This is a genomic window from Bacillus sp. 2175 (genome assembly GCF_057812155.1).
The window spans coordinates 1,163,281-1,183,675 of sequence record NZ_CM173819.1; the positions used below are offsets into that span (position 1 = coordinate 1,163,281).

Genomic DNA, 20,395 nt, shown 5'->3' on the forward strand with positions numbered 1-20,395 from the left:
TGCTCATTCATAGTATATGAATAGCTAACGGACAAGCTTGTACATTTTAATCATTTTTTTAAAAATAGTTGTTGACACTGATAATCAATGTCAATTAATCTAAAAGTAGTTGAAATTGATAATTATTATCAATAGGATGGATGCGACATGTTAATGAGAAAAAATTTTCACCTTCTGCGGAGGGGATTAAAAGATAAAAATAAAAATAAAGATGTTGATCAGCATATGGAATGGCAAAGAAATGTAATTCGGTCTGAATATGTAGATGAGAAGAAGAGCATTCAAACAGAAAAAGAGATACAAAGTAAAGGGAGAGGTTCAGTTGAGTAAGTTAGTAATGATTTTTGCAAGTATGAGTGGAAATACAGAGGAAATGGCTGACCACATTGCCGGCGTAATTCGTGAAACAGAAAATGAAATTGAAGTTATTGATATTATGGATTCACCAGAAGCTTCTATATTAGAACAGTATGATGGAATTATTTTAGGTGCATATACTTGGGGAGATGGTGATCTTCCTGATGATTTCTTAGATTTTTATGATGCAATGGATTCTATTGATTTAACTGGGAAAAAAGCGGCAGTATTCGGATCGTGTGATTCAGCTTATCCGAAATACGGAGTGGCAGTTGACATTTTAATAGAAAAGCTACAAGAGCGCGGGGCAGCAGTTGTGTTAGAAGGACTAAAAGTAGAATTAACGCCAGAAGATGAAGATGTAGAAAAATGTTTACAGTTTGGAGCTGAATTTGTAAAACACCTTTCTTAATGGCAGAAGGGAGATGAAGAGCAAGTGCATGAGAAAATCTCAATCAAAACGATGACAGATTATCATTTGTATGATTTTATGCGTTGTCCGCATAAATTTTATTTTCGTCATATAAAAAGAAGAGAACCTTCTTCATTTGAATGGCAACAAATAGCACAAATGATTGTCAATCAAATTATTAACGAGTATTACACGCTACCTGCGGGTCAACAAACGAAAATTGTACTTTTAATATTAATAGAAAAGTATTGGAAAAAAGTAAGGATTAATATGTTTGCTTCGAAGACGGAGTACTATATTGTATTAGCTAAGCTAACGGATCACTTATTACAGTTTGTTGAAAAGGATGATAGTCAGACACCACCATTGTTTTTATACGAGAAGTTTCAAACATATATGGAAGAGTTAGGTGTCCACATGTCATTGACATTTGAAGTTGGTGAGTGGAGTGCTGGGTCGTTTGTAATTAAAAAGTATGTCGTCGATGCGGATGAGGAAATGCTTGCTCTTTGTCAGAAGCTAATGACAGTATTTAGTTATAAAGCTTTCGGCGTTCTTCCAGGAAAGATTGAAGTTATTAATTTAATAGAAGGAACTAAGTATGAGTACATTCCAAAACAGGAAGATATTATAACTGGAATGGCTGATTTATCTAGAATGAAAGAAATGTTGCAACAACCTGAGCATTATACAGAGCGTCATTTTCGTTCTGAGTGTATAAGTTGTGCATTTCGTAGTGAATGCCAAGGGGAAGAAGTAAAGAAAGAAGCGGAGCAGAAGAAAAATATCGTACATTAAAGGATGCAACTTTGCATCCTTTTTTGTTGTTGACATGAAAAGCTTTTCATCATTTACCGTATATTTATAGCAGATTTTAATAAAGTGAATCTTTAATCAGTGGGGGTTTTGTCAATCCCCCACTGATTATCAGCCCTCATTAATCGGGCTACCCGCGAATAGCAGGATAAAGGGAGGAATAATCAATGAAAGATGAAACGAAAGTATTTCAATGGTTAAAAGAACAAAATGCTCCTTTTGAAATTCAACTGCAAATTTTACAGGCATTTCAATTGTATAAAGTCATTGTTGAAATGGATAAAAAGTTAATGTTGTATGAGGAGAGAGTATATAGGGAGAGAATGTAATCTCATCCCTGTAATATCGTTTTTAGCTGTTCTGTGCCTGTAATGAATTCGAGTTTATTCTCTGACTCAAAGTTATAAATAATATTATGTAGTAAAGGACTGTATTGATAGAAGATAGTAATGCGATGAATGAGTAATGGATCATGATGAGAAATAAGTGTACTGTACTGTTCATATACAGATGTAGTAAACTCATGTCCGAAATCATAATATAGTCCTGCAAAATCAAAAGCAGGATCGCCAATTTGCGCATCACCAAAATCGATAACACCTGAAATACTTTTGTTATGCTTGTTAAATAAAATGTGATGATGAGTAAAATCAGTGTGAATGATTGTGTTTTGAAAAGTGGATATAGCTAAACATGCAAAGAAATTTTCAAATAAGCGATTTAAGGCTAGTTTCTGTAATGAAGTAAGGCTAGTAGTGAGATATTGGTTTAATTTTGTTTGTAGCTCTTTCCAGTAGGTACATGTTTTTTCAATAGGGAAACATAGCGTTGTAACTTGGTGTAAAGGAATGCTATGTAGTACCGCAAGGAAAGTAGCTAATTGTGTAATAATTGCTTTCAGCTCTGGATCCTCCAGCGTGGCAACTGTGTCTGTTTTTAATGGTTCACCATGAATGAGAGTATAGTAACTACAAAGAGGAACCTCATCAGATTCATTTTTATAAATTAGGTGATATTGTGGAACTTCGATTTCTTGTAGTGATTGAGTGAGAATTGCGCATAGTTCTTTTTCTAACGGAATTCGCATCGCATATTCCTGTTTTCGCGGGAAACGAAACAATAGCTCATCATTTACTATAACTGCTACATTATCCCATCCTTCTTCATTTTGTTTATATGAATGTATAGAAAGATTAGGCAAAGCTTCTTTTATATAATGTTTGTAAGAGTCCATAATTGTTCCTCGTTTCTAAGTTAAGTTATTCCACTTTATGATATCAGAATTTTCTTTCTATATGTTAAAATATAGCTATCATTATTAAGAAGGGCGGGAGTATTACGAAAAAAAGACTGTTAATCAGTTCTCTATGTATCGCTTTTATATTGTTATGGTCATATAAAGAGGAGGTTTTTGCTACCTTTAAACCGATTGATCAGTACGAGTTAAATAAGGAGTTAAAGAACAAAAGTATAGAAAATTTAACTCATAATGAAATGAAAAAGGTAGGAGAGCATTTTGTGACCGAGCAACTATCAGTGTTTGGGTCTACTAATAAAGAAGATGTGAAACGAAAAGGTGAAGAACTATTTTTAAATAGAGGGTATGAACAATTAATGGGAAATTATTATCCAAATCGTTTTCGAGATTTAGAGTATAAATTTACAAACGAGGAGATACGTGAAGAGACCGATGAGAGTTTTCTTTATCAAGCTGTAGCGTACGTTGCGGGTACTGAAAATGGTAAGAGAAGCGAAATGAAATTGAATTATGAAGTGAAAATTGTAAAGGTTAATAATATATTTATGGTGCTAGAACAAAAGCAGCGCGTACAATAAAGGAAATTCATTGCTCAATAGAACATTTTGGGGTGTGTACTACTTAATGCGGAATAAAAAGGCCCTCAAGGAATAAAGGGCCTTTAAAGATTTTCATTTTGTTGACCAAGTTCTTTTTGAGCAATATATAAATTTCCTTGCTCGACTTGTTTAAGGGTATGAACAGAATCTCCTGCATATCCTTTTTGTGTTTTAACAGTTCTTTTTGAACGATTGGAATCTTGTTTCTTCATATAATAGGCCACCTTTCATCAAAAATAAACGAAAATGATAAGTATGAGTAATACAGCAGCGAAAATGGTAATGCCCATTAAAAACGAAGTGTTTTTATATTTAGGTGGCTTATGTACATCTTGCCGATATCCAGGTGAAATTTCAGGGGCAAATTCTTCATCGAATGATTGCTTTTTTTCTTTGTCGTCCATATGTACCCACCTTCCTTTTTCATTATATTATACGTTACAAGAAAAAATATGCATAAAGAAAACAGCCGCTTTATTATTAGCGGCTGTTTTGTGTTGTATATTTTCGTTGTACTTGAAAGAGACGGATAAGTAGGAAGGCAGCGCCAAATGCTAGACCGATAATAAGACCGATCCAATAGCCTTTTGCGGCCCATTCTGTATACGTTGCTAATATATAACCTAGTGGTAGACCTATTATCCAATAAGCAATTAAAGTCATAATTAGAGCGACATTTACATCTTTATAACCACGCAGAGCTCCTTGTACAGGGGTTGCAATTGCATCTGAAATTTGAAATAAAATCGCAAAGATAAGAAATTCTTTTGCTAAATGATGAACTTTTGCATCTGTCGTATAAATAGAAGCAATTTGATCATCAAAGAAGTAGAGAAGAATCGAATATAATAAAGCAAAGGTAAGGGCTAATCCAATTCCAATCAGTCCGTATTGTTTTGCATTATCGAAACGTTTTGCACCAACTTCGAATCCGACCGCAATAGTCATTGCCATTGCTAAACTTAGCGGAGTCATATATAACAAGGAAGCAAAGTTCATAGCTGCTTGGTGAGCTGCAATAGTTGTCGTACTAAAATTACTCATCATAAGCGTTACCGCAGCGAAAATACTCATTTCAAAAAAGATAGCAAATCCTATAGGGACGCCAAGCTTTAAGAATGCTGTCCAACTCGAAAGAGAAGGGCGGTATAATTGTTTGAAAATGTTGAAAGAGGCAAAAGGCTCTTTCGTCTGAATAATAATGACTGTAATAATTAAAATGCACCAATATGTTGCAGTGGAAGCAATTGCCGCTCCAACACCACCAAGTTTTGGGAAACCGAAGTTACCAAAGATTAATAAGTAATTTAATATTACGTTAATTGGTAATGATAGTAATGTAATAATCATCGTTGTTCGAGTTTTTCCTAATGCATCAATAAATCCACGTAAAACCGTGTAAGTGAATAAAGGTATAATTCCTATTGCGATAATACTTAAAAATTGAGCTGCAATACGTTCCACAGGTTCTTCTAAGCGCATGCCGTTTAAAATAGGTGAAACGACGAAGAAACCGATGAGGATAACAACGAAACTAGCACAAATTGCTAAATAAACTGCTTGTATGACAACGTGGGGAACGTCCTCTTTTTTCTTGGATCCAACGAGCTGTGCAACAATGGGAGTCGTGGCCATTAAAATTCCTGTTAACCCAGTACTAACTGGAATCCATATACTTGTTCCAATTGCGACACCTGCTAAATCAGTTGGGCTTGCATGTCCTGACATTGTTGTATCGAAAAAGCTCATCGCAAATAATGACATTTGCGTTACGAAAATCGGAAAAAATAGTAATACAAATTGCTTTAACTTTTGTGAGAATGAAGTAGTTTCTTTCATAAAATCCCCTTTCCGTATAAAAAAACAAACTCTTACTATCATACAATTTAATCAAAGATTAGAAAAGAAATACGCGCCTACAACATATGAAGCCAATAAAAAAAGGATGCACTTTGAAAAGGGATAAGGTATTATGATAAGGTGTGAAAAAATTACATATTATTTGTTATTAAGGAGGCACTACTTGTGGCTGATTGGTTAATTGGTTTAATCATGGGTGCTGTTGAAGGGTTAACAGAGTTTCTACCAGTATCATCAACAGGACATATGATTTTAACAGGACATTTAATTGGATTTGAAGACGAGAGAGCAAAAGTTTTTGAAGTTGTAATCCAATTGGGATCGATTTTAGCGGTTGTAGTTGTATTTTGGAAACGATTATGGTCGTTAGTTGGAATTGGGAAAGTAAAAGAAGGGCCATCGTTAAATTTATTACATATTATTATTGGGATGATTCCTGCCGGGGTACTCGGTGTATTATTCCATAGTGCAATTAAAAAGGTTTTATTTGGTCCAGGACCAGTTGTCATTAGTTTAGTAGCTGGTGGTATTTTAATGATTGTTGCTGAGAAGTTTTCAAAACCAAGTACAGCAAGAACGTTAGATGAAATCACATATAAGCAAGCATTTACAATTGGAATGTTCCAATGTTTAGCACTTTGGCCAGGATTTTCTCGTTCTGGTTCTACAATAAGTGGTGGTTTATTAGCTCGCGTGTCGCATACAGCGGCAGCTGAATATACGTTCATTTTAGCAGTACCGATGATGGTAGCTGCAACTGGATTAGATTTAATTAAAAGCTGGCATGTATTAAGCTCGGCAGATGTAACGCTATTTGCAACAGGATTTGTAACTGCATTCGTTGTTGCGATGCTTGCAATTGTCTCATTCTTAAAATTATTAGCTCGTGTAAAACTAACACCGTTCGCTTATTATCGTTTCATTTTAGCTGCGGTATTCTATTTCTTCATTATGTAAAATAAAAACCTGCCGAGCTCGGCAGGTTTTTATTTTACTAATTTTTCTATCATGTTTTCCATTACATGTTCCCAAAGAGAAGTATCATCAGCTAATGTAGCACGGAAATTAGCATACATTTCTTTTTGTGTTTCTTCAAATGTTGGATCTTCTTTTTCAGGTAATGTAGCGCGCATTGAAGTTACTAATTCTTGTACTTTTGGAGCGCGTGGTCCAAAGACGGCTTGTTCATTTCCATCTTTATCAATGAAAATAAAGATTGGAATCGCACGTGCTGTTCCATTTGTTAAATATTGATCCATTAATTCTAAGTTTTCATCGCGAATTAATAAACGCATATCAATATTTGCAACTTCAGAAATTCGTTTCATAACAGGTACGCATAAAAGAGCATCGCCACACCAATCAGCAGTTAATACGATAACACGCCAGCCATCATTTTGACGTTCTTCTAATACAGGAAGTAATTCATTTGGAATTAAAAAATTATTGTAAATGTGTAGTAGCTCGTATTGGTTTACTTGCATTTCATTCACATATGTATCAAAGGACATACCTTTATCAGCCCATTGTTGTAAGTTCATAATTAACACCTCTTTAGTAAGATTTGCTTTCATTGTACCAATTTTTATATAGAAAAGCTTGTATTCTTACTCTTTCTTGTCACTTAATAATTATTATTTTATCTTTTTGGCTGAGATTTGAGAACCTCTCCTCCTCACGCATTAAAATCCCCCTTTTTCTGGAAGTTGACTTCATTTTATCATGAAATACATATTAAAAAACTACGAATTATGGGAAAATAAGATGACAAAAAGTAAGATTTCATGTAAAATTATTAATAAGGTTTTTATTTAACTAAATGAAATAAAAGGAGCTGTCAATGTTGTCTCAAAATCGAGAGCAATTAATGGAAGAACTATCGACAAATGTGTTTGCTATGTTTCGCACATTGCGTAATGATATCGGAAAAATATTCGGTGGTTACATACCGTGGAATGAATTCATCGTTCTGAGAATATTAAATCGTACGAATAAAGAAATGGTATCGCGTGTAGCAAATGAATTAAATGTGTCGAATAGTCATATTACAGCTGTTACAGAAAAATTAATTAATAAAGGTTTTGTAACTCGTTCACGTTCTACATCAGATCGCCGAGTTGTGTATTTAGAGATTACAGAACAAGGGAAAGATTTAGTTGCGAAAATGGAAGATGCGAAAAAACAATACTTACAAGAAAGATTCTCTGCACTTTCAGAAGATGAAATGAATGTAATGATTTCAATTTCCAAAAAACTTATTTAAGTGATTATAAATAAGAAAACGCTTACGTGATGAAATAGAAGGTCTTCCTTATATATGGGAGGTCTTCTTTCGTGTGTAATAGATGTTAAAAAATAAAATGTGTATGAAAAAAGATAGAGCGCCATACTACTAATACAAGGAAGGGAGGGAGAAATATGACGAATCGTAACGGTAGTAAAGGGAGCGGTAATCAAGGATCACCAAAGTCCGGCCAGTTTAATCAGGAATTTAGCACTGAATTTGAAACTGGTAATGATAATAAAGGGAAAGAATATCGTTCTAAAAAAGGGAGTAAATCAAAAAAGGAGTGAATTAATTCACTCCTTTTTTGATTTACGATGCTGCCGATTGATCCGTATTATATTTTTCTTCTGATTTTGCGACAATCATTGCGCAAATTGCATCGCCAGAAATGTTTACAGCTGTTCTAGACATATCTAGAATACGGTCAATACCGATAATTAAAGCGATACCTTCTACTGGTAGATTTACTTGATTTAAAACCATTGTAAGCATTACAAGTCCAACACCAGGTACACCAGCAGTACCGATACTAGCGAGTACAGCAGTTAATACGACCATAGCTAATTGCGGTAATGTAAGTTCAACTCCGTATACTTGAGCGATAAATACAGTGGCTACTCCTTGCATAATGGCAGTACCATCCATATTAATAGTTGCCCCTAGTGGTTGTACAAATGAGCTTATCGCTTTTGGAACGCCAAGCTTATCTTGTGCTGTTTTCATTGCAAATGGAAGCGATGCATTAGAGCTAGATGTACTAAATCCAATTGCCATTACTGGCCCGAAATGTTTAAAGAAACGAACAATACTTTCTTTTGCTAATATCTTTAATAAGCCACCATATACAAAGACCCCGTGAATAATGAGTACTAACATAACGACAATCATATACTTGAACATCGCAGCGACGCCTGCAAGCCCCATTTTACCAACGGATGAAGCGAGCAAACCGAATGTTCCAATTGGGGCTAATTTCATAACGAGATTAACAAGATACATCATTAATTCGTTGCCCTGTTCAAGTAATGAATGGATACCTTGAACTCGTTTTCCTAAAATAGCTATACCGAGTCCAATCAATACGGCAAAGGCAATGATTTGTAACATGTTTCCGTCAGCCATCGCTTTTGCTGGGTTATCTGGTACGATATTTAGCAATGTGTCAACGAAAGATGTTTCAGTTTTTGCACCTTCATACTTAAGACCTTCTGTTTTAAAATTACCGCCAGCTCCTGGTTTTATAATAAGTGCAAATGTAACCGCTATAGAGATGGCAACCGCAGTTGTTACGAGAAAGAATGAAATTGATTTTAAACCGATTCTTCCAAGTTGTTTCGGATCTCCAAGGCCGGCAGCACCAAGTACGATAGAAATAAACACAACAGGAACAACTAGCATTTTAATAAGTCGAATAAATAATTGACCAATTGGGTTGAACACATATTGATTTAGTGGCTCAAAGATAGATGGAGCAGCTAAATTTAGAGTGAGTCCAACAACTAGACCTAGAAATAATGCGATTAAGATTGCTTTTGTTTGTTTCAATAAAATCCCCCTTTTGTTTTTGCGAAATTTCTTTCTAAAGCAATTATACCGAAAAAATCCCTAATTTAACAATATTTTCTGAATTTTTGGTTTTTAGGTGTAGATAGACTGATTTTGTGTTTGGAAAATAAAATAGACCATCACATAGGATGGTCTAGGGAAGGGGACAATTTATGTCAATTTAATTAGGGATGGAAGTTGCTTTAAGACACTGGGGAATGTCTTATAAATTAGGGAGGAACAACTTCAATACATATACTATAAAAGGTAGGTGTGACTCTCATGTGAACATAGGGTGAAAGAGAGAGGGAGTTTTAAATAAAAGATAGAAAGACAAAAAAATAAGACCATCATTTATAAGATGGTCAAGGAAGGGGACAATTTATGTCAATTTAATTAGGGATGGAAGCTGTTCAAAGACACTGGGGAATGTCTTATAAATTAGGGAGGAACAACTTCGATACATATACTATAAAAGGTAGATGTGACCTCTGTGTGAACATAGAGTGAAAGAGAGTGGAAGTTTTAAATAAAAGATAGAAAGACAAAAAATAAGACCATCATTTATAAGATGGTCAAGGAAGGGGACAATTTATGTCAATTTAATTAGGGATGGAAGCTGCTTTAAGACACTGGGGAATGTCTTATAAATTAGGGAGGAACAACTTCAATACATATACTATAAAAGATAGATGTGACCTCTGTGTGAATATAGAGTGAAAGAGAGAGGGAGTTTTAAATAAAATGAAAATTTAATGAGTGTTTTTTGTTCATCCCCTGTTGATTATTAGCCTTAACCAATCGGGCGTTTATTGCCCACAAATAGCGGAATAAAAGATAAAGCAAACAAAAAATAAGACCATCATTTATAAGATGGTCAAGGGAAGGGGACAATTTATGTCAATTTAATTAGGGATGGAAGCTATTCAAAGACACTGGGGAATGTCTTATAAATTAGGGAGGAACAGCTTCGATACATATACTATAAAAGGTGGATGTGACCTCTATGTGAACATAGAGTGAAAGATATGGGGATTTGAACAATAGTACATATGAAATTGTTATTGCTAGCAATATAGAATTAGGATATAGAGTTTTCCAACATAAAACGAAAAGGAATCTGAATATAAATAAAAGTTGTAATCTATGAAAAAAAAGATTATGCTCAACTATATTATGAGAATATAAGGTTTGTCCCAATTATTTAAGGGCTTTTAAAAAGCTTTTTATTGTATGAGGGGAAGCTTCACTTTAATAAGGGAGTTAATGATATGGACGTAACAAAAAAACAAGGGCTGTATAATCGTCTTATACGATTAAACCCACCACAAATATTAGCATTAGGCTTTTTCTGCTTAATTGTGGTTGGCGGTTTGTTATTAAAATTACCATTCGCAACGAAAGCACATATTAGTTGGGTAGATGCTTTCTTTACAGCAACGTCAGCAGCGACCGTAACTGGTTTGGGAGTAGTGGATACAGCAAGTACATTTACGATGTTTGGCGAAATTGTTATTATGTTTTTAATTCAAACAGGTGGTCTAGGTCTTATGACAATTGCCATTTTAATTGTTTGGGTACTAGGTAAAAAAATCGGATTACGCCATCGTTTATTAATTGGAGAAGCATTTAATCAAACAAATATAGGTGGTCTTGTAAAATTAGTAAAGCGTGTCTTTATATTTTCGATTTGTATTGAACTTATTGGGGTCATCTTTTTATCGTTTCGCTTTATTCCAGAGTTTGGTTTTGGAAAAGGTTTATACTATAGTATTTTTCATGTAATTGCATCTTATAATAATGCAGGATTTGCTTTATGGCCAGATAATTTAACAAGATATGTAGGGGATCCCATTATTAATATTGGGATTTGCTCTTTAATTGTAATCGGAGGACTCGGTTTTACCGTATTAATTGATATATGGTATAGTCGCAGTTTTCGAAAATTATCACTTCACTCAAAAATAATGATTATTGGAACAGTAGTGCTAAATGTTATAGCAATGATTGTGATTTTTGTATTGGAATATAATAATGTGAAGACGTTAGGGAATTTATCTTTAAATGAAAAACTATGGGCTTCCTTCTTTCAAGGTATTACTCCGCGGACAGCTGGATTTAATACGGTTGACTATGGAGGTATGGAAGAATCATCTATATTATTTACGATGATTTTAATGTTTATTGGTGCAGGAAGTGTATCGACAGGTGGAGGAATTAAATTAACGACGTTTGTTATCTTAATTACATCTGTCCTTTCTTTCTTTAGAAAAAAGGAGGAAATTGTTTTATTTCAGCGTACAATTAAAATGTCGACAGTAACGAGGGCATTAGCAATTGCTGTTGCCAGTCAAATACTTATTTTAGCAGCGGTATTCATATTAATGCTTACAGAAAACTTCAGCTTTATTCAATTATTATTTGAGACAATATCAGCGTTTGGCACAGTCGGATTAACGATGGGAATTACTGCACAGCTATCGGCATTCGGAAAATGTATTATTATGTTTGTTATGTTCTGCGGATTAATTGGACCATTAACACTTGTGTTCTCTTTAGCGCGACCAGCAAAACAAAAAATAAAATATCCATCGGAAGATGTGTTTACAGGATAAGGTATCCCGCGTTAAGCGAGATACCTTTTTCTTTTTTAGAACAGGGAGAACAATAGACCAATAAGTGCTACTCGGAATAAAATTGCGATAAGTGCAGCAATTCCACCGACAACTGCAGCGATACCGCCAGTTACAGTAGCTCCGCGATTATAAGCGTAAATACCGAGTAAAACAGAAACAAGACCAAATAGTGTTGGAAATGTAAATAGCGATAAGATAGATAGCGCAAGAGCGATAAAACCAGCAGTTGATCCAGCAGCGGACGATTTTACAACATCTTTATCGTCTTTATCATCGTAATCATAATCAATGCGTTGTGGTGCGACCTCAGCGGCGTACTCTTCTTTATAGTCACTATAATCACTATCTATTCTATCTCTTTTTTTATAATCATCAAATTTCTCAGTCAAAGTCATGACTCCTTTCATAACAAGGTTCAATAGTAGTATGTATCTCTTTTTCTTTTTTATCCCGCTATTTGTGGGAGTCGAGCTACGTACACATCCCACTGATTAAAGTTTCACTATACCGGAGCATGTACAGGGAGTAGTATCTTTTAAAAGAAGGAAAATGTTTTTTTAAAATAGGAAAAGTTAGTATGACTTCCTCTATTTTGGAAAATATAAAAAGGAATAATGAGGAAAGGGTGCAATACATAATGGAACATCCAATTGAAAATTTAATGAAAACGGCAATGACAAATTTAAAAGAGATGGTAGATGTAAATACAATTGTTGGGAGCCCGGTTTCAACAGCTGACGGAAATGTAGTATTAACAGTATCTCAAGTGGCTTTTGGTTTTGGAGCTGGTGGAAGTGATTTTAAAGGGGATTTCATCACTGAAAAACATAACGGTGGGCAAAATCAGCATAAAGAGAACAAACAAGGGCATCCATTTGGAGGAGGAAGCGGGGCTGGGGTTTCCATTAGTCCAGTAGCTTTTTTAGTAGTTGGTTCTAATGGGGTGCAAGTATTACATCTCAACAGCAGTACACATTTAATTGAAAAGGCCTTAAATACTGTACCAAGCACTGTAGATAAATTTGTGAATGGTCGTCAAAAGTGAACTTGCATTTTTTAGGAATTATGATATATTAGAAAAAGTGCGCTTTAGGATGATCGGAATAATTGAAATGTAAATATATATGATGTGTGGAATAAGGGAGAGGAATTTATGATTAATATCAAAAACTTAGTAGTTGGCTTATTTATGTTAGTAAGCGGCTTTGTTGTATATGTAATAAAAGAAAAAGCTCCATTTTAAAACAGACAAACCGTTAATGTCTGTTTTTAATTTGCGGAAAAAAGTTGACAAGTTATTGTATTGGTGTTAAGATTTTAATTCGTGTCTCGGTTACAGCTAGTGTAAAGTAAATATCTCTTATGAATGCAATACGAAAAGTTTGCGAAAGATCGGGTAATTTTATCAACAACTTTTGTGAACAAACCCTATAAATTGTATTTGTAAGCTATATATGTATACTAGTGAATCAAGGAGCGGTCAGTGGAACCGTAATGATGAGAGAGAGGTAGGGCTTTCATCCAGTATATGTTACTTTCCCGTTAGGTGAATATAAAAAAGAGGACTCCTTTTAAAAGGGGTCCTCTTGCATTTTTTAAGTGCGACTTTCAACTTGTTGACAAATTTCATCCGTTGTTAAACCGTGAGCTGTAATGACTGATCCTTTAATTGATGTATCTGCAATGCCCATCACATTAGAATCTTGCCCAGTTACAACGCAACAATCACACCCTTGTGCATCCTGTTCTGAGTTAAGTGTAACAACTTCATGACCTTGTTGTTGAAGAGCTTGTTGAACGTCTGTTAATGAGTTTTCAACGCCAATTCTAGCCATAATTATCACCTCCTACCATCTAATTGCTAGTATGCTCAAGTTCACTGCATATATTTATGAAAAGACGGTAGGAAGTAAATCTTTGTTTAGTCGTTATATACGCCAGTAAGCATTTGACTAACGAATTGATCGTTTAATGTATCTTGTGCTGAAGAAGTATTTGAATGGATGTCGATTGAAGCAATAAAATGATTATGTTCTTTCGTATTTGGTTCTACCTCTACGTAATTATCGAATTTACAAAAACCTTTCGTATCCATTAGATCAAATAATTGCAGCATTTCTACTACCTCTTGTCTCGTTCCTTTAATTTGTACACACGCCATATTTATTTCCTCCTTTATTTTGACAAATTGTTTTTTAAAAATAGGATTATGATTACGAAATGAAAAATATGAATGTTATTTTTAGACAGCGCTATTTTTGTTATTTTCCCCCTTTTTCAGCAAAAGTCGTTATATATCCCCGGATTTATAAAATCGGACGTCCGTTTATTGAATACAATAGATTCGTATCAATTGATGAAAATCCTTCTTTTAAACAAATATTTTTTTAGTGGAAGTTGGCGAAAAAAATTTTTTGACTTTTTGTAAACGTTAACAATGTTGTTAAATCAGTATAAGCAAAGAAGTACGTATGATTAAAAATTATAAATTTTCTAAAAAATTCACTTGATTTATTTAGAAAGGAGAGTAAACTAGGAAACAATAAAAAATTCATAGAACATAGGAGGCGCTTCTAGTGAATGAGCAATGGATTTTCTTAAATGGAGAATTTGTTCCAAAAGATGAGGCAAAAGTTTCAGTATATGATCATGGCTATTTATATGGCGATGGAGTGTTTGAAGGAATTAGAGTTTATAGCGGTAATGTTTTCCGTTTGAGAGAGCATCTTGTCCGGCTGTATGAATCAGCAAAATCAATCCTTTTAGAAATTCCATATTCATTAGATGAAGTAACAAATATTGTTGTTGAGACGATTCGACAAAATAAATTATCTAATGGATACATTCGCCTTGTTGTATCAAGAGGAGCAGGAAATCTTGGATTGGATCCCGATTCATGTAAGAAGCCGAATGTAGTAGTAATTGCAGAACAATTATCTTTATTCCCACAAGAATATTATGAGAAAGGGATTCCAGTTGTAACAGTTGCAACGCGCCGAAATCGTCCCGATGTTTTATCCCCTCAAGTAAAATCTTTAAATTACTTAAACAATATTTTAGTTCGTATTGAAGCGAAATTAGCTGGAGTACAAGAAGCACTTATGTTAAATGATCAAGGATATGTAGCTGAAGGATCAGGAGATAACGTGTTTATTGTTAAAGGAAATAAATTAATTACACCACCAAGTTCTGCTGGAGCGTTAGAAGGTATTACACGAAACGCCATTTTAGAAATCGGCGAAAAACTTGGGTATGACGTAAGAGAAGAGTTATTTACAAGACATGATGTATATGTAGCTGATGAAGTGTTTTTAACAGGAACAGCTGCTGAAGTGATTGCTGTTACGACAGTAGATGGTAGAACGATTGGCTTAGGGCAAACAGGTCCACATACGAACCGTTTATTAAAAGAGTTTCGTAAGTTAGTTGTAGAAGATGGAGAGAAAATTTACGAAGAAAATAAAGTTGGATAACAACTTTTTTAACATAAGAAAGCGTTGATAGGGAGGAGTAGTTGATTGTGAAGCCTCACAGAGAGTCGGTGGTTGCTGAAAACCGATGGTTCACGTCGACGAACATCGCCCTTGAGTGCTAAGCTAAAGCATTTGTCTAGGCTTAGACGGTAGCTCCGTTATTAGCTAGATCCATTTATGGATCACTGAGGCAAGAGTATTCTTGCGAAGAAGGGTGGTACCGCGAAATCTTTCGTCCCTTCAGCACATAGCTGGAGTGTGGACGTAGGATTTTTTTATTGTATAAAAGTTTGAAAAAGGGGGCTTATAAGAACAATGTCTTCAAAAACGGAAGAGAAACTGGCAACTGGTGCACAGCTATTGTTAGAAGCGCTAGAAAAGGAAGGCGTAGAAGTGATTTTCGGTTATCCGGGTGGTGCCGTTTTACCTCTCTATGATGCATTGTATGATTGTGAAATTCCGCATATTTTAACAAGGCATGAGCAAGGGGCAATTCACGCTGCTGAAGGGTATGCCAGAATTACAGGGCATCCAGGGGTTGTAATTGCAACGAGTGGGCCAGGTGCTACAAATGTAATTACGGGTCTAGCTGATGCGATGATTGATTCATTGCCACTTGTAGTATTTACAGGCCAAGTAGCAACAACGTTAATTGGGAGCGATGCTTTTCAAGAGGCAGATATTATGGGACTTACGATGCCAGTGACAAAACATAACTATCAAGTGCGAAAGGCCTCAGATTTACCTCGAATTATTAAAGAAGCATTTCATATTGCTAAAACTGGAAGACCAGGACCAGTCGTTATTGACCTTCCGAAAGATATGGTAGTCGAGAAAGGTGAGCAATGTAGCAATGTACAAATGGATTTACCGGGATATAACCCTAATTATGAACCGAATCTACTTCAAATAAACAAATTACTCAAAGTAATTGAAACCGCAAAAAAACCGTTAATTTTAGCTGGAGCGGGTATATTGCATGCGAAAGCTTCGAAAGAATTGACAAATTTTGCTCGTAAATATGAAATCCCTGTTGTGCATACATTACTTGGTCTTGGTGGTTTTCCACCAGATGATGAACTATTTCTAGGGATGGGAGGAATGCATGGTTCTTATACAGCAAATATAGCGTTATATGAATGTGACTTACTCATTAATATAGGCGCGAGATTTGATGATCGGCTTACAGGGAATTTAGCTTATTTTGCTAAAGGGGCTACTGTTGCGCATATCGATATCGATCCAGCAGAAATCGGGAAAAATGTGCCAACTGAAATTCCTATTGTTGCAAGTGCTAAGCGGGCATTGGAAGTATTACTTGAACCAGAAGGGGGAAAAGAAAATCATCATGAATGGATCACTTTATTAAAGGGGAGAAAAGAACAATATCCATTCTCTTATAAAAGAAATTCTGAAAGTATTAAGCCCCAATACGCAATTGATATGTTATATGAAATTACGAAGGGAGAAGCGATTGTAACAACAGACGTTGGGCAACACCAAATGTGGGCAGCCCAATATTATCCGCTGAAAAATCCAGATAAATGGGTAACTTCTGGTGGATTAGGAACGATGGGGTTTGGATTTCCAGCAGCAATCGGTGCGCAAATTGCAAAGCCTGAAGAATTAGTTATTGCAATTGTTGGTGATGCTGGGTTTCAAATGACTCTACAAGAATTAAGTGTATTAAAAGAACACGCTTTACCCGTTAAAGTATTTATTTTAAATAATGAAGCTTTAGGAATGGTAAGACAGTGGCAAGATGAATTTTACAATCAAAGATATTCACATTCTTTATTACCATGCCAACCAGATTTCGTCGCTCTTGCGAATGCATATGGCATAAAAGGTGTTCGTATTGACGATCCACTTCTTGCAAAGAAGCAAATCCAGCATGCTATTGAATTACAAGAGCCAGTCGTAATTGATTGTCGTGTACTTCAATCAGAGAAGGTTATGCCGATGGTTGCGCCAGGAAAAGGTGTTCACCAAATGGAGGGAGTGGAAAAAGGGTGAAGAGAATTGTTACAGCGACAGTTCGAAATCAAAGTGGTGTTTTAAACCGAATTACAGGGGTTATGACACGAAGACATTTTAATATTGAAAGTATTTCAGTAGGTCATACAGAATCATCAGATATATCGCGAATGACGATTGTTGTACACGTTGAAAGTGAACAGCAAGTGGAGCAGTTAATTAAACAACTGCATAAACAAATTGACGTACTGAAAGTATCAGATATTACAGAAGAAGCGATGATTGCTAGAGAGCTTGCTCTTATTAAAGTAGCAACTTCTGTAGCGAGGGCAGAATTATATAGTTTAATTGAACCGTTTCGAGCCGCTGTAATAGATGTTGGGAAGGATTCCATAGTTGTGCAAGTAACAGGTACGCAAGACAAAGTAGAAGCGTTAATTGAATTACTTCGTCCATACGGTTTGAAAGAAATTGCTAGAACAGGTGTAACAGCATTTACACGTAGTATGAAAAAACAAGATAAGCAAGTTATGTTAATTCAATAATCATTTAAATATAGGGGGAAATGAAAATGGCAAAAGTTTATTATGAGAAAGATGTAACAGTAAATGTATTAAAGGAAAAGAAAGTAGCAATCATCGGATATGGCTCGCAAGGTCATGCACATGCGCAAAATTTACGTGATAACGGATTTGATGTAGTAGTAGGTTTAAGAAAAGGTAAGTCTTGGAATAAAGCGAATGAAGATGGATTTTCTGTATATACAGTAGCAGAAGCAGCGGAAAAAGCTGATGTAGTAATGATTCTACTGCCTGATGAATTACAACCAGAAGTATATGAAGCTGAAATTGCACCAAATTTACAGGCTGGAAACTCCCTCGTGTTCGCACATGGATTTAATGTTCACTTTGATCAAGTAAAACCACCAGCTAATGTAGATGTATTTCTAGTAGCGCCAAAAGGACCGGGGCATCTCGTACGCCGTACGTTCGCCGAGGGCGGGGCTGTTCCTGCATTATTTGCAGTATATCAAGATGCAACAGGAGTTGCGACTGAAAAAGCACTTTCTTATGCTGACGGAATTGGAGCAACGAGAGCTGGTGTACTAGAAACGACGTTTAAAGAAGAAACAGAAACAGATTTATTTGGAGAGCAAGCTGTACTCTGCGGCGGAGTGACTGCACTTGTAAAAGCAGGGTTTGAAACGTTAGTTGATGCAGGATATCAGCCTGAACTTGCATATTTTGAATGTTTACATGAACTGAAGCTAATCGTTGACCTTATGTACGAAGGTGGACTTGAAAATATGAGATATTCAGTTTCAGATACAGCGCAGTGGGGAGACTTCGTATCAGGACCACGCGTTGTTACTGAAGATACGAAGAAAGCGATGGGGGCAGTATTAGCAGAAATTCAAGATGGTACATTTGCAAGAGGCTGGATTGCAGAGCATAAAGCAGGAAGACCAAATTTCCATGCGACAAATGAGAAAGAGAATAAACATGAAATCGAAGTAGTTGGACGTAAATTACGTGAAATGATGCCTTTCGTACAGCCGCGAGTAAAGGTAGGGGTTAAATAATATGAAGCAGGTTTTGTTCATGGATACAACGCTTCGTGATGGCGAACAATCACCAGGAGTAAATTTAAATGAACAAGAGAAATTACAAATTGCTAGGCAATTAGAGAGGCTTGGTATTCATGTAATGGAAGCTGGATTCGCGGCAGCTTCCGAAGGTGACTTTCAATCGGTAAAACGTATTGCGAATACAATTCAAAATGCTACGGTTATGAGTTTAGCTAGAGCGAAAGAAAGTGACATTCGAAGAGCATATGAAGCTGTGAAAGGTGCTGTATCTCCTCGTCTACACGTATTTTTAGCTACGAGTGATATTCATATGAAATATAAACTTTGTATGTCAAAAGAAGATGTGTTAAATAGTATTCATCGCTCGGTTACGCTTGGAAAATCATTATTTCCGACAGTACAATTTTCTGCAGAAGATGCGACAAGAACATCGAGAGCATTTTTAGCTGAAGCAGTAGAAATTGCAATTCGAGCAGGAGCGAATGTAATTAATATTCCGGATACAGTTGGATATACGAATCCAGAAGAGTATTATTCTCTTTTTAAATACTTACAAGAATCCGTTCCATCATATGAAAAAGCGATTTTTTCTTGTCATTGTCACGATGATCTTGGTATGGCAGTAGCAAATTCGTTAGCTGCGGTTGAAGGAGGAGCATTGCAAGTAGAAGGAACGATTAATGGCATTGGAGAAAGAGCAGGGAATGCAGCGTTAGAAGAAGTTGCGGTAGCTCTTCATATTAGAAAAGATTTTTATAAAGCAGAGCCTTCAATGACTTTAAAAGAAATTAAGGCGACGAGTATATTAGTAAGCAGGTTAACGGGTATGGTTGTACCGAAAAATAAAGCAATCGTTGGAGCGAATGCATTTGCTCATGAATCGGGCATTCACCAAGACGGGGTTTTAAAAGAAGTAACAACTTATGAAATTATCGAACCAGCGCTTATAGGAGAATCTCAAAATCTCTTTGTACTTGGGAAACATTCTGGCCGTCATGCGTTTACGGAAAAAATGAAAGAGCTTGGTTATGAATTTACAAATGAAGAGCGAGATGCGGCATTCGAAGCATTTAAAAAGTTGGCTGATCGTAAAAAGGAAATTACTGAAGAAGATTTACGCGCACTTATGCTTGGTGAAGCAGCATTTGCAGCTCAGCAATATAACATTACGCAATTACAAGTGCATTTCGTATCAAATAGTACACAATGCGCAACAGTTGTGCTGAAGGATGAGGAAGGAAATGTATATGAAGATGCAGCCACTGGTTCTGGTAGTATTGAAGCGATATACAATGCGATTCAAAGAATTTTAGGATTAGAATGTGAATTGGCAGATTATCGCATACAATCTATTACACAAGGTCAAGATGCACTTGCTCACGTTCATGTTGAATTAAAAGAAGGTAGTCACCAAATATCAGGTTTCGGAGTTGCGCAAGACGTATTGGAAGCGTCGGCGAGAGCTTATGTCCATGCAGCAGGGAAATTAAAATCTCTTATAGCGCTTGGGAAATAAATATTTGATAGGTGAGAGAAGCTTTCCTCACCTATCAAATTAAAGTTCTGAAAATTCAGTTAAAAGGAGTG

The 20,395-nt window shown here is 35.7% G+C and carries 25 protein-coding genes and 1 other annotated feature; of the genes, 16 read left to right on the top strand and 9 right to left on the bottom strand.

Annotation, left to right across the window (positions count from 1 at the left end; genetic code table 11):
• Positions 1 to 147: 147 nt before the first annotated feature.
• The 4 genes from ACXKY9_RS06325 to ACXKY9_RS06340 all read left to right on the top strand — a co-directional run bounded on the left by ACXKY9_RS06325 (position 148) and on the right by ACXKY9_RS06340 (position 1,914).
• Complete coding sequence (locus tag ACXKY9_RS06325) at positions 148 to 330, top strand: hypothetical protein (protein ID WP_000929026.1); 183 nt, start codon at positions 148 to 150, stop codon at positions 328 to 330.
• On the top strand, positions 323 to 769 hold the full coding sequence (locus tag ACXKY9_RS06330) for a flavodoxin (RefSeq protein ID WP_000041153.1): 447 nt from the start codon (positions 323 to 325) through the stop codon (positions 767 to 769). Before ACXKY9_RS06325 ends, ACXKY9_RS06330 begins: the two co-directional genes overlap by 8 nt.
• A 24-nt stretch (positions 770 to 793) precedes the next feature.
• The gene (locus tag ACXKY9_RS06335) at positions 794 to 1,567 is read left to right on the top strand and encodes a hypothetical protein (RefSeq protein WP_000544577.1); all 774 of its coding nucleotides are present in this window, start codon (positions 794 to 796) and stop codon (positions 1,565 to 1,567) included.
• A gap of 185 nt (positions 1,568 to 1,752) precedes the next feature.
• Complete coding sequence (locus ACXKY9_RS06340; RefSeq protein WP_000651084.1) at positions 1,753 to 1,914, top strand: hypothetical protein; 162 nt, start codon at positions 1,753 to 1,755, stop codon at positions 1,912 to 1,914.
• Positions 1,915 to 1,916: 2 nt separating this feature from the next.
• Here ACXKY9_RS06340 and ACXKY9_RS06345 read toward each other — a convergent pair whose 3' ends face one another.
• The gene (locus ACXKY9_RS06345; RefSeq protein WP_000378980.1) at positions 1,917 to 2,819 is read right to left on the bottom strand and encodes an aminoglycoside phosphotransferase family protein; all 903 of its coding nucleotides are present in this window, start codon (positions 2,817 to 2,819) and stop codon (positions 1,917 to 1,919) included.
• Positions 2,820 to 2,902: 83 nt separating this feature from the next.
• On the opposite strand from ACXKY9_RS06345, the gene ACXKY9_RS06350 reads away from it, so the two are divergent.
• Positions 2,903 to 3,421 carry a hypothetical protein gene (locus tag ACXKY9_RS06350; protein WP_000715262.1) on the top strand — a complete coding sequence of 173 codons (519 nt, stop codon included), beginning with the start codon at positions 2,903 to 2,905 and terminating at the stop codon, positions 3,419 to 3,421.
• An 83-nt stretch (positions 3,422 to 3,504) separates the two neighbouring features.
• On the opposite strand, the gene ACXKY9_RS06355 is transcribed toward ACXKY9_RS06350, so the two are convergent.
• The 3 genes from ACXKY9_RS06355 to ACXKY9_RS06365 all read right to left on the bottom strand — a co-directional run bounded on the left by ACXKY9_RS06355 (position 3,505) and on the right by ACXKY9_RS06365 (position 5,281).
• Positions 3,505 to 3,654 (bottom strand): hypothetical protein, encoded by a 150-nt coding sequence (locus tag ACXKY9_RS06355; protein ID WP_000743742.1) that lies wholly within the window; start codon positions 3,652 to 3,654, stop codon positions 3,505 to 3,507.
• Between the two features lie 18 nt (positions 3,655 to 3,672).
• Positions 3,673 to 3,846 carry a hypothetical protein gene (locus ACXKY9_RS06360; RefSeq protein ID WP_000341062.1) on the bottom strand — a complete coding sequence of 58 codons (174 nt, stop codon included), beginning with the start codon at positions 3,844 to 3,846 and terminating at the stop codon, positions 3,673 to 3,675.
• 76 nt (positions 3,847 to 3,922) lie between these two features.
• The gene (locus ACXKY9_RS06365; RefSeq protein ID WP_000665549.1) at positions 3,923 to 5,281 is read right to left on the bottom strand and encodes an MATE family efflux transporter; all 1,359 of its coding nucleotides are present in this window, start codon (positions 5,279 to 5,281) and stop codon (positions 3,923 to 3,925) included.
• A gap of 186 nt (positions 5,282 to 5,467) precedes the next feature.
• Between ACXKY9_RS06365 and uppP the strand changes: the two genes are divergently transcribed.
• A complete protein-coding gene (gene uppP / locus ACXKY9_RS06370; protein ID WP_000796265.1) occupies positions 5,468 to 6,259 on the top strand; it encodes a bacitracin resistance undecaprenyl-diphosphatase in 792 nt (263 codons plus the stop codon).
• A gap of 29 nt (positions 6,260 to 6,288) precedes the next feature.
• On the opposite strand, the gene ACXKY9_RS06375 is transcribed toward uppP, so the two are convergent.
• Positions 6,289 to 6,876: a thioredoxin family protein gene (locus tag ACXKY9_RS06375; RefSeq protein WP_003283701.1), complete on the bottom strand. Its 588-nt coding sequence runs from the start codon at positions 6,874 to 6,876 to the stop codon at positions 6,289 to 6,291.
• A gap of 269 nt (positions 6,877 to 7,145) precedes the next feature.
• Between ACXKY9_RS06375 and ACXKY9_RS06380 the strand changes: the two genes are divergently transcribed.
• Both ACXKY9_RS06380 and ACXKY9_RS06385 read left to right on the top strand, forming a co-directional pair.
• The gene (locus ACXKY9_RS06380; protein WP_000081432.1) at positions 7,146 to 7,565 is read left to right on the top strand and encodes a MarR family winged helix-turn-helix transcriptional regulator; all 420 of its coding nucleotides are present in this window, start codon (positions 7,146 to 7,148) and stop codon (positions 7,563 to 7,565) included.
• Between the two features lie 155 nt (positions 7,566 to 7,720).
• On the top strand, positions 7,721 to 7,876 hold the full coding sequence (locus ACXKY9_RS06385) for a hypothetical protein (RefSeq protein ID WP_000184928.1): 156 nt from the start codon (positions 7,721 to 7,723) through the stop codon (positions 7,874 to 7,876).
• Positions 7,877 to 7,898: 22 nt separating this feature from the next.
• Here the strand turns inward: ACXKY9_RS06385 and ACXKY9_RS06390 are convergent, their stop codons facing one another.
• On the bottom strand, positions 7,899 to 9,134 hold the full coding sequence (locus ACXKY9_RS06390) for a dicarboxylate/amino acid:cation symporter (protein ID WP_000814807.1): 1,236 nt from the start codon (positions 9,132 to 9,134) through the stop codon (positions 7,899 to 7,901).
• 1,271 nt (positions 9,135 to 10,405) lie between these two features.
• Here ACXKY9_RS06390 and ACXKY9_RS06395 point away from each other — a divergent pair.
• On the top strand, positions 10,406 to 11,749 hold the full coding sequence (locus tag ACXKY9_RS06395) for a TrkH family potassium uptake protein (RefSeq protein WP_000383522.1): 1,344 nt from the start codon (positions 10,406 to 10,408) through the stop codon (positions 11,747 to 11,749).
• Positions 11,750 to 11,784: 35 nt separating this feature from the next.
• On the opposite strand, the gene ACXKY9_RS06400 is transcribed toward ACXKY9_RS06395, so the two are convergent.
• Positions 11,785 to 12,159, bottom strand: coding sequence for a hypothetical protein (locus ACXKY9_RS06400; RefSeq protein ID WP_000136535.1), 375 nt, complete (start codon positions 12,157 to 12,159; stop codon positions 11,785 to 11,787).
• Positions 12,160 to 12,347: 188 nt separating this feature from the next.
• Between ACXKY9_RS06400 and ytfJ the strand changes: the two genes are divergently transcribed.
• Together ytfJ and ACXKY9_RS06410 are read left to right on the top strand one after the other, a co-directional pair.
• Positions 12,348 to 12,815, top strand: coding sequence for a GerW family sporulation protein (gene ytfJ, locus ACXKY9_RS06405; protein WP_000204234.1), 468 nt, complete (start codon positions 12,348 to 12,350; stop codon positions 12,813 to 12,815).
• A 108-nt stretch (positions 12,816 to 12,923) separates the two neighbouring features.
• Positions 12,924 to 13,013: a hypothetical protein gene (locus tag ACXKY9_RS06410; RefSeq protein ID WP_000608227.1), complete on the top strand. Its 90-nt coding sequence runs from the start codon at positions 12,924 to 12,926 to the stop codon at positions 13,011 to 13,013.
• A gap of 352 nt (positions 13,014 to 13,365) precedes the next feature.
• On the opposite strand, the gene ACXKY9_RS06415 is transcribed toward ACXKY9_RS06410, so the two are convergent.
• Together ACXKY9_RS06415 and ACXKY9_RS06420 are read right to left on the bottom strand one after the other, a co-directional pair.
• A complete protein-coding gene (locus ACXKY9_RS06415; protein ID WP_000101022.1) occupies positions 13,366 to 13,605 on the bottom strand; it encodes a YkuS family protein in 240 nt (79 codons plus the stop codon).
• 86 nt (positions 13,606 to 13,691) lie between these two features.
• Positions 13,692 to 13,931, bottom strand: coding sequence for a DUF3911 family protein (locus tag ACXKY9_RS06420; protein WP_000752512.1), 240 nt, complete (start codon positions 13,929 to 13,931; stop codon positions 13,692 to 13,694).
• Positions 13,932 to 14,346: 415 nt separating this feature from the next.
• Between ACXKY9_RS06420 and ilvE the strand changes: the two genes are divergently transcribed.
• The 5 genes from ilvE to leuA all read left to right on the top strand — a co-directional run bounded on the left by ilvE (position 14,347) and on the right by leuA (position 20,324).
• The gene (gene ilvE, locus ACXKY9_RS06425; protein WP_001005487.1) at positions 14,347 to 15,243 is read left to right on the top strand and encodes a branched-chain-amino-acid transaminase; all 897 of its coding nucleotides are present in this window, start codon (positions 14,347 to 14,349) and stop codon (positions 15,241 to 15,243) included.
• A gap of 15 nt (positions 15,244 to 15,258) precedes the next feature.
• Positions 15,259 to 15,486, top strand: a binding site (T-box leader).
• A 72-nt stretch (positions 15,487 to 15,558) separates the two neighbouring features.
• Positions 15,559 to 17,259, top strand: coding sequence for an acetolactate synthase large subunit (gene ilvB / locus ACXKY9_RS06430; protein WP_000095831.1), 1,701 nt, complete (start codon positions 15,559 to 15,561; stop codon positions 17,257 to 17,259).
• Positions 17,256 to 17,765 (top strand): acetolactate synthase small subunit, encoded by a 510-nt coding sequence (ilvN, locus tag ACXKY9_RS06435; protein ID WP_000822952.1) that lies wholly within the window; start codon positions 17,256 to 17,258, stop codon positions 17,763 to 17,765. The genes ilvB and ilvN overlap by 4 nt, the downstream gene beginning before the upstream one ends.
• A gap of 26 nt (positions 17,766 to 17,791) precedes the next feature.
• Positions 17,792 to 18,802, top strand: coding sequence for a ketol-acid reductoisomerase (gene ilvC / locus ACXKY9_RS06440; RefSeq protein ID WP_001151747.1), 1,011 nt, complete (start codon positions 17,792 to 17,794; stop codon positions 18,800 to 18,802).
• 1 nt (position 18,803) lies between these two features.
• A complete protein-coding gene (gene leuA, locus ACXKY9_RS06445; protein ID WP_000815752.1) occupies positions 18,804 to 20,324 on the top strand; it encodes a 2-isopropylmalate synthase in 1,521 nt (506 codons plus the stop codon).
• The last annotated feature ends 71 nt before the right edge of the window (positions 20,325 to 20,395 follow it).

Excerpts from the sequence above, each read along its gene's own strand:
- ACXKY9_RS06395 (WP_000383522.1), top strand. The coding sequence starts at position 10,406 with ATGGACGTAACAAAAAAACAAGGGCTGTATAATCGTCTTATACGATTA.
- ACXKY9_RS06365 (WP_000665549.1), bottom strand. The coding sequence starts at position 5,281 with ATGAAAGAAACTACTTCATTCTCACAAAAGTTAAAGCAATTTGTATTA.
- ACXKY9_RS06410 (WP_000608227.1), top strand. The coding sequence starts at position 12,924 with ATGATTAATATCAAAAACTTAGTAGTTGGCTTATTTATGTTAGTAAGC.
- ACXKY9_RS06360 (WP_000341062.1), bottom strand. The coding sequence starts at position 3,846 with ATGGACGACAAAGAAAAAAAGCAATCATTCGATGAAGAATTTGCCCCT.
- ACXKY9_RS06375 (WP_003283701.1), bottom strand. The coding sequence starts at position 6,876 with ATGAAAGCAAATCTTACTAAAGAGGTGTTAATTATGAACTTACAACAA.
- ACXKY9_RS06340 (WP_000651084.1), top strand. The coding sequence starts at position 1,753 with ATGAAAGATGAAACGAAAGTATTTCAATGGTTAAAAGAACAAAATGCT.
- ACXKY9_RS06420 (WP_000752512.1), bottom strand. The coding sequence starts at position 13,931 with ATGGCGTGTGTACAAATTAAAGGAACGAGACAAGAGGTAGTAGAAATG.
- ilvC (WP_001151747.1), top strand. The coding sequence starts at position 17,792 with ATGGCAAAAGTTTATTATGAGAAAGATGTAACAGTAAATGTATTAAAG.
- ilvB (WP_000095831.1), top strand. The coding sequence starts at position 15,559 with ATGTCTTCAAAAACGGAAGAGAAACTGGCAACTGGTGCACAGCTATTG.
- ytfJ (WP_000204234.1), top strand. The coding sequence starts at position 12,348 with ATGACTTCCTCTATTTTGGAAAATATAAAAAGGAATAATGAGGAAAGG.
- ACXKY9_RS06415 (WP_000101022.1), bottom strand. The coding sequence starts at position 13,605 with ATGGCTAGAATTGGCGTTGAAAACTCATTAACAGACGTTCAACAAGCT.
- ACXKY9_RS06385 (WP_000184928.1), top strand. The coding sequence starts at position 7,721 with ATGACGAATCGTAACGGTAGTAAAGGGAGCGGTAATCAAGGATCACCA.
- leuA (WP_000815752.1), top strand. The coding sequence starts at position 18,804 with ATGAAGCAGGTTTTGTTCATGGATACAACGCTTCGTGATGGCGAACAA.
- ACXKY9_RS06345 (WP_000378980.1), bottom strand. The coding sequence starts at position 2,819 with ATGGACTCTTACAAACATTATATAAAAGAAGCTTTGCCTAATCTTTCT.
- ACXKY9_RS06325 (WP_000929026.1), top strand. The coding sequence starts at position 148 with ATGTTAATGAGAAAAAATTTTCACCTTCTGCGGAGGGGATTAAAAGAT.
- ACXKY9_RS06355 (WP_000743742.1), bottom strand. The coding sequence starts at position 3,654 with ATGAAGAAACAAGATTCCAATCGTTCAAAAAGAACTGTTAAAACACAA.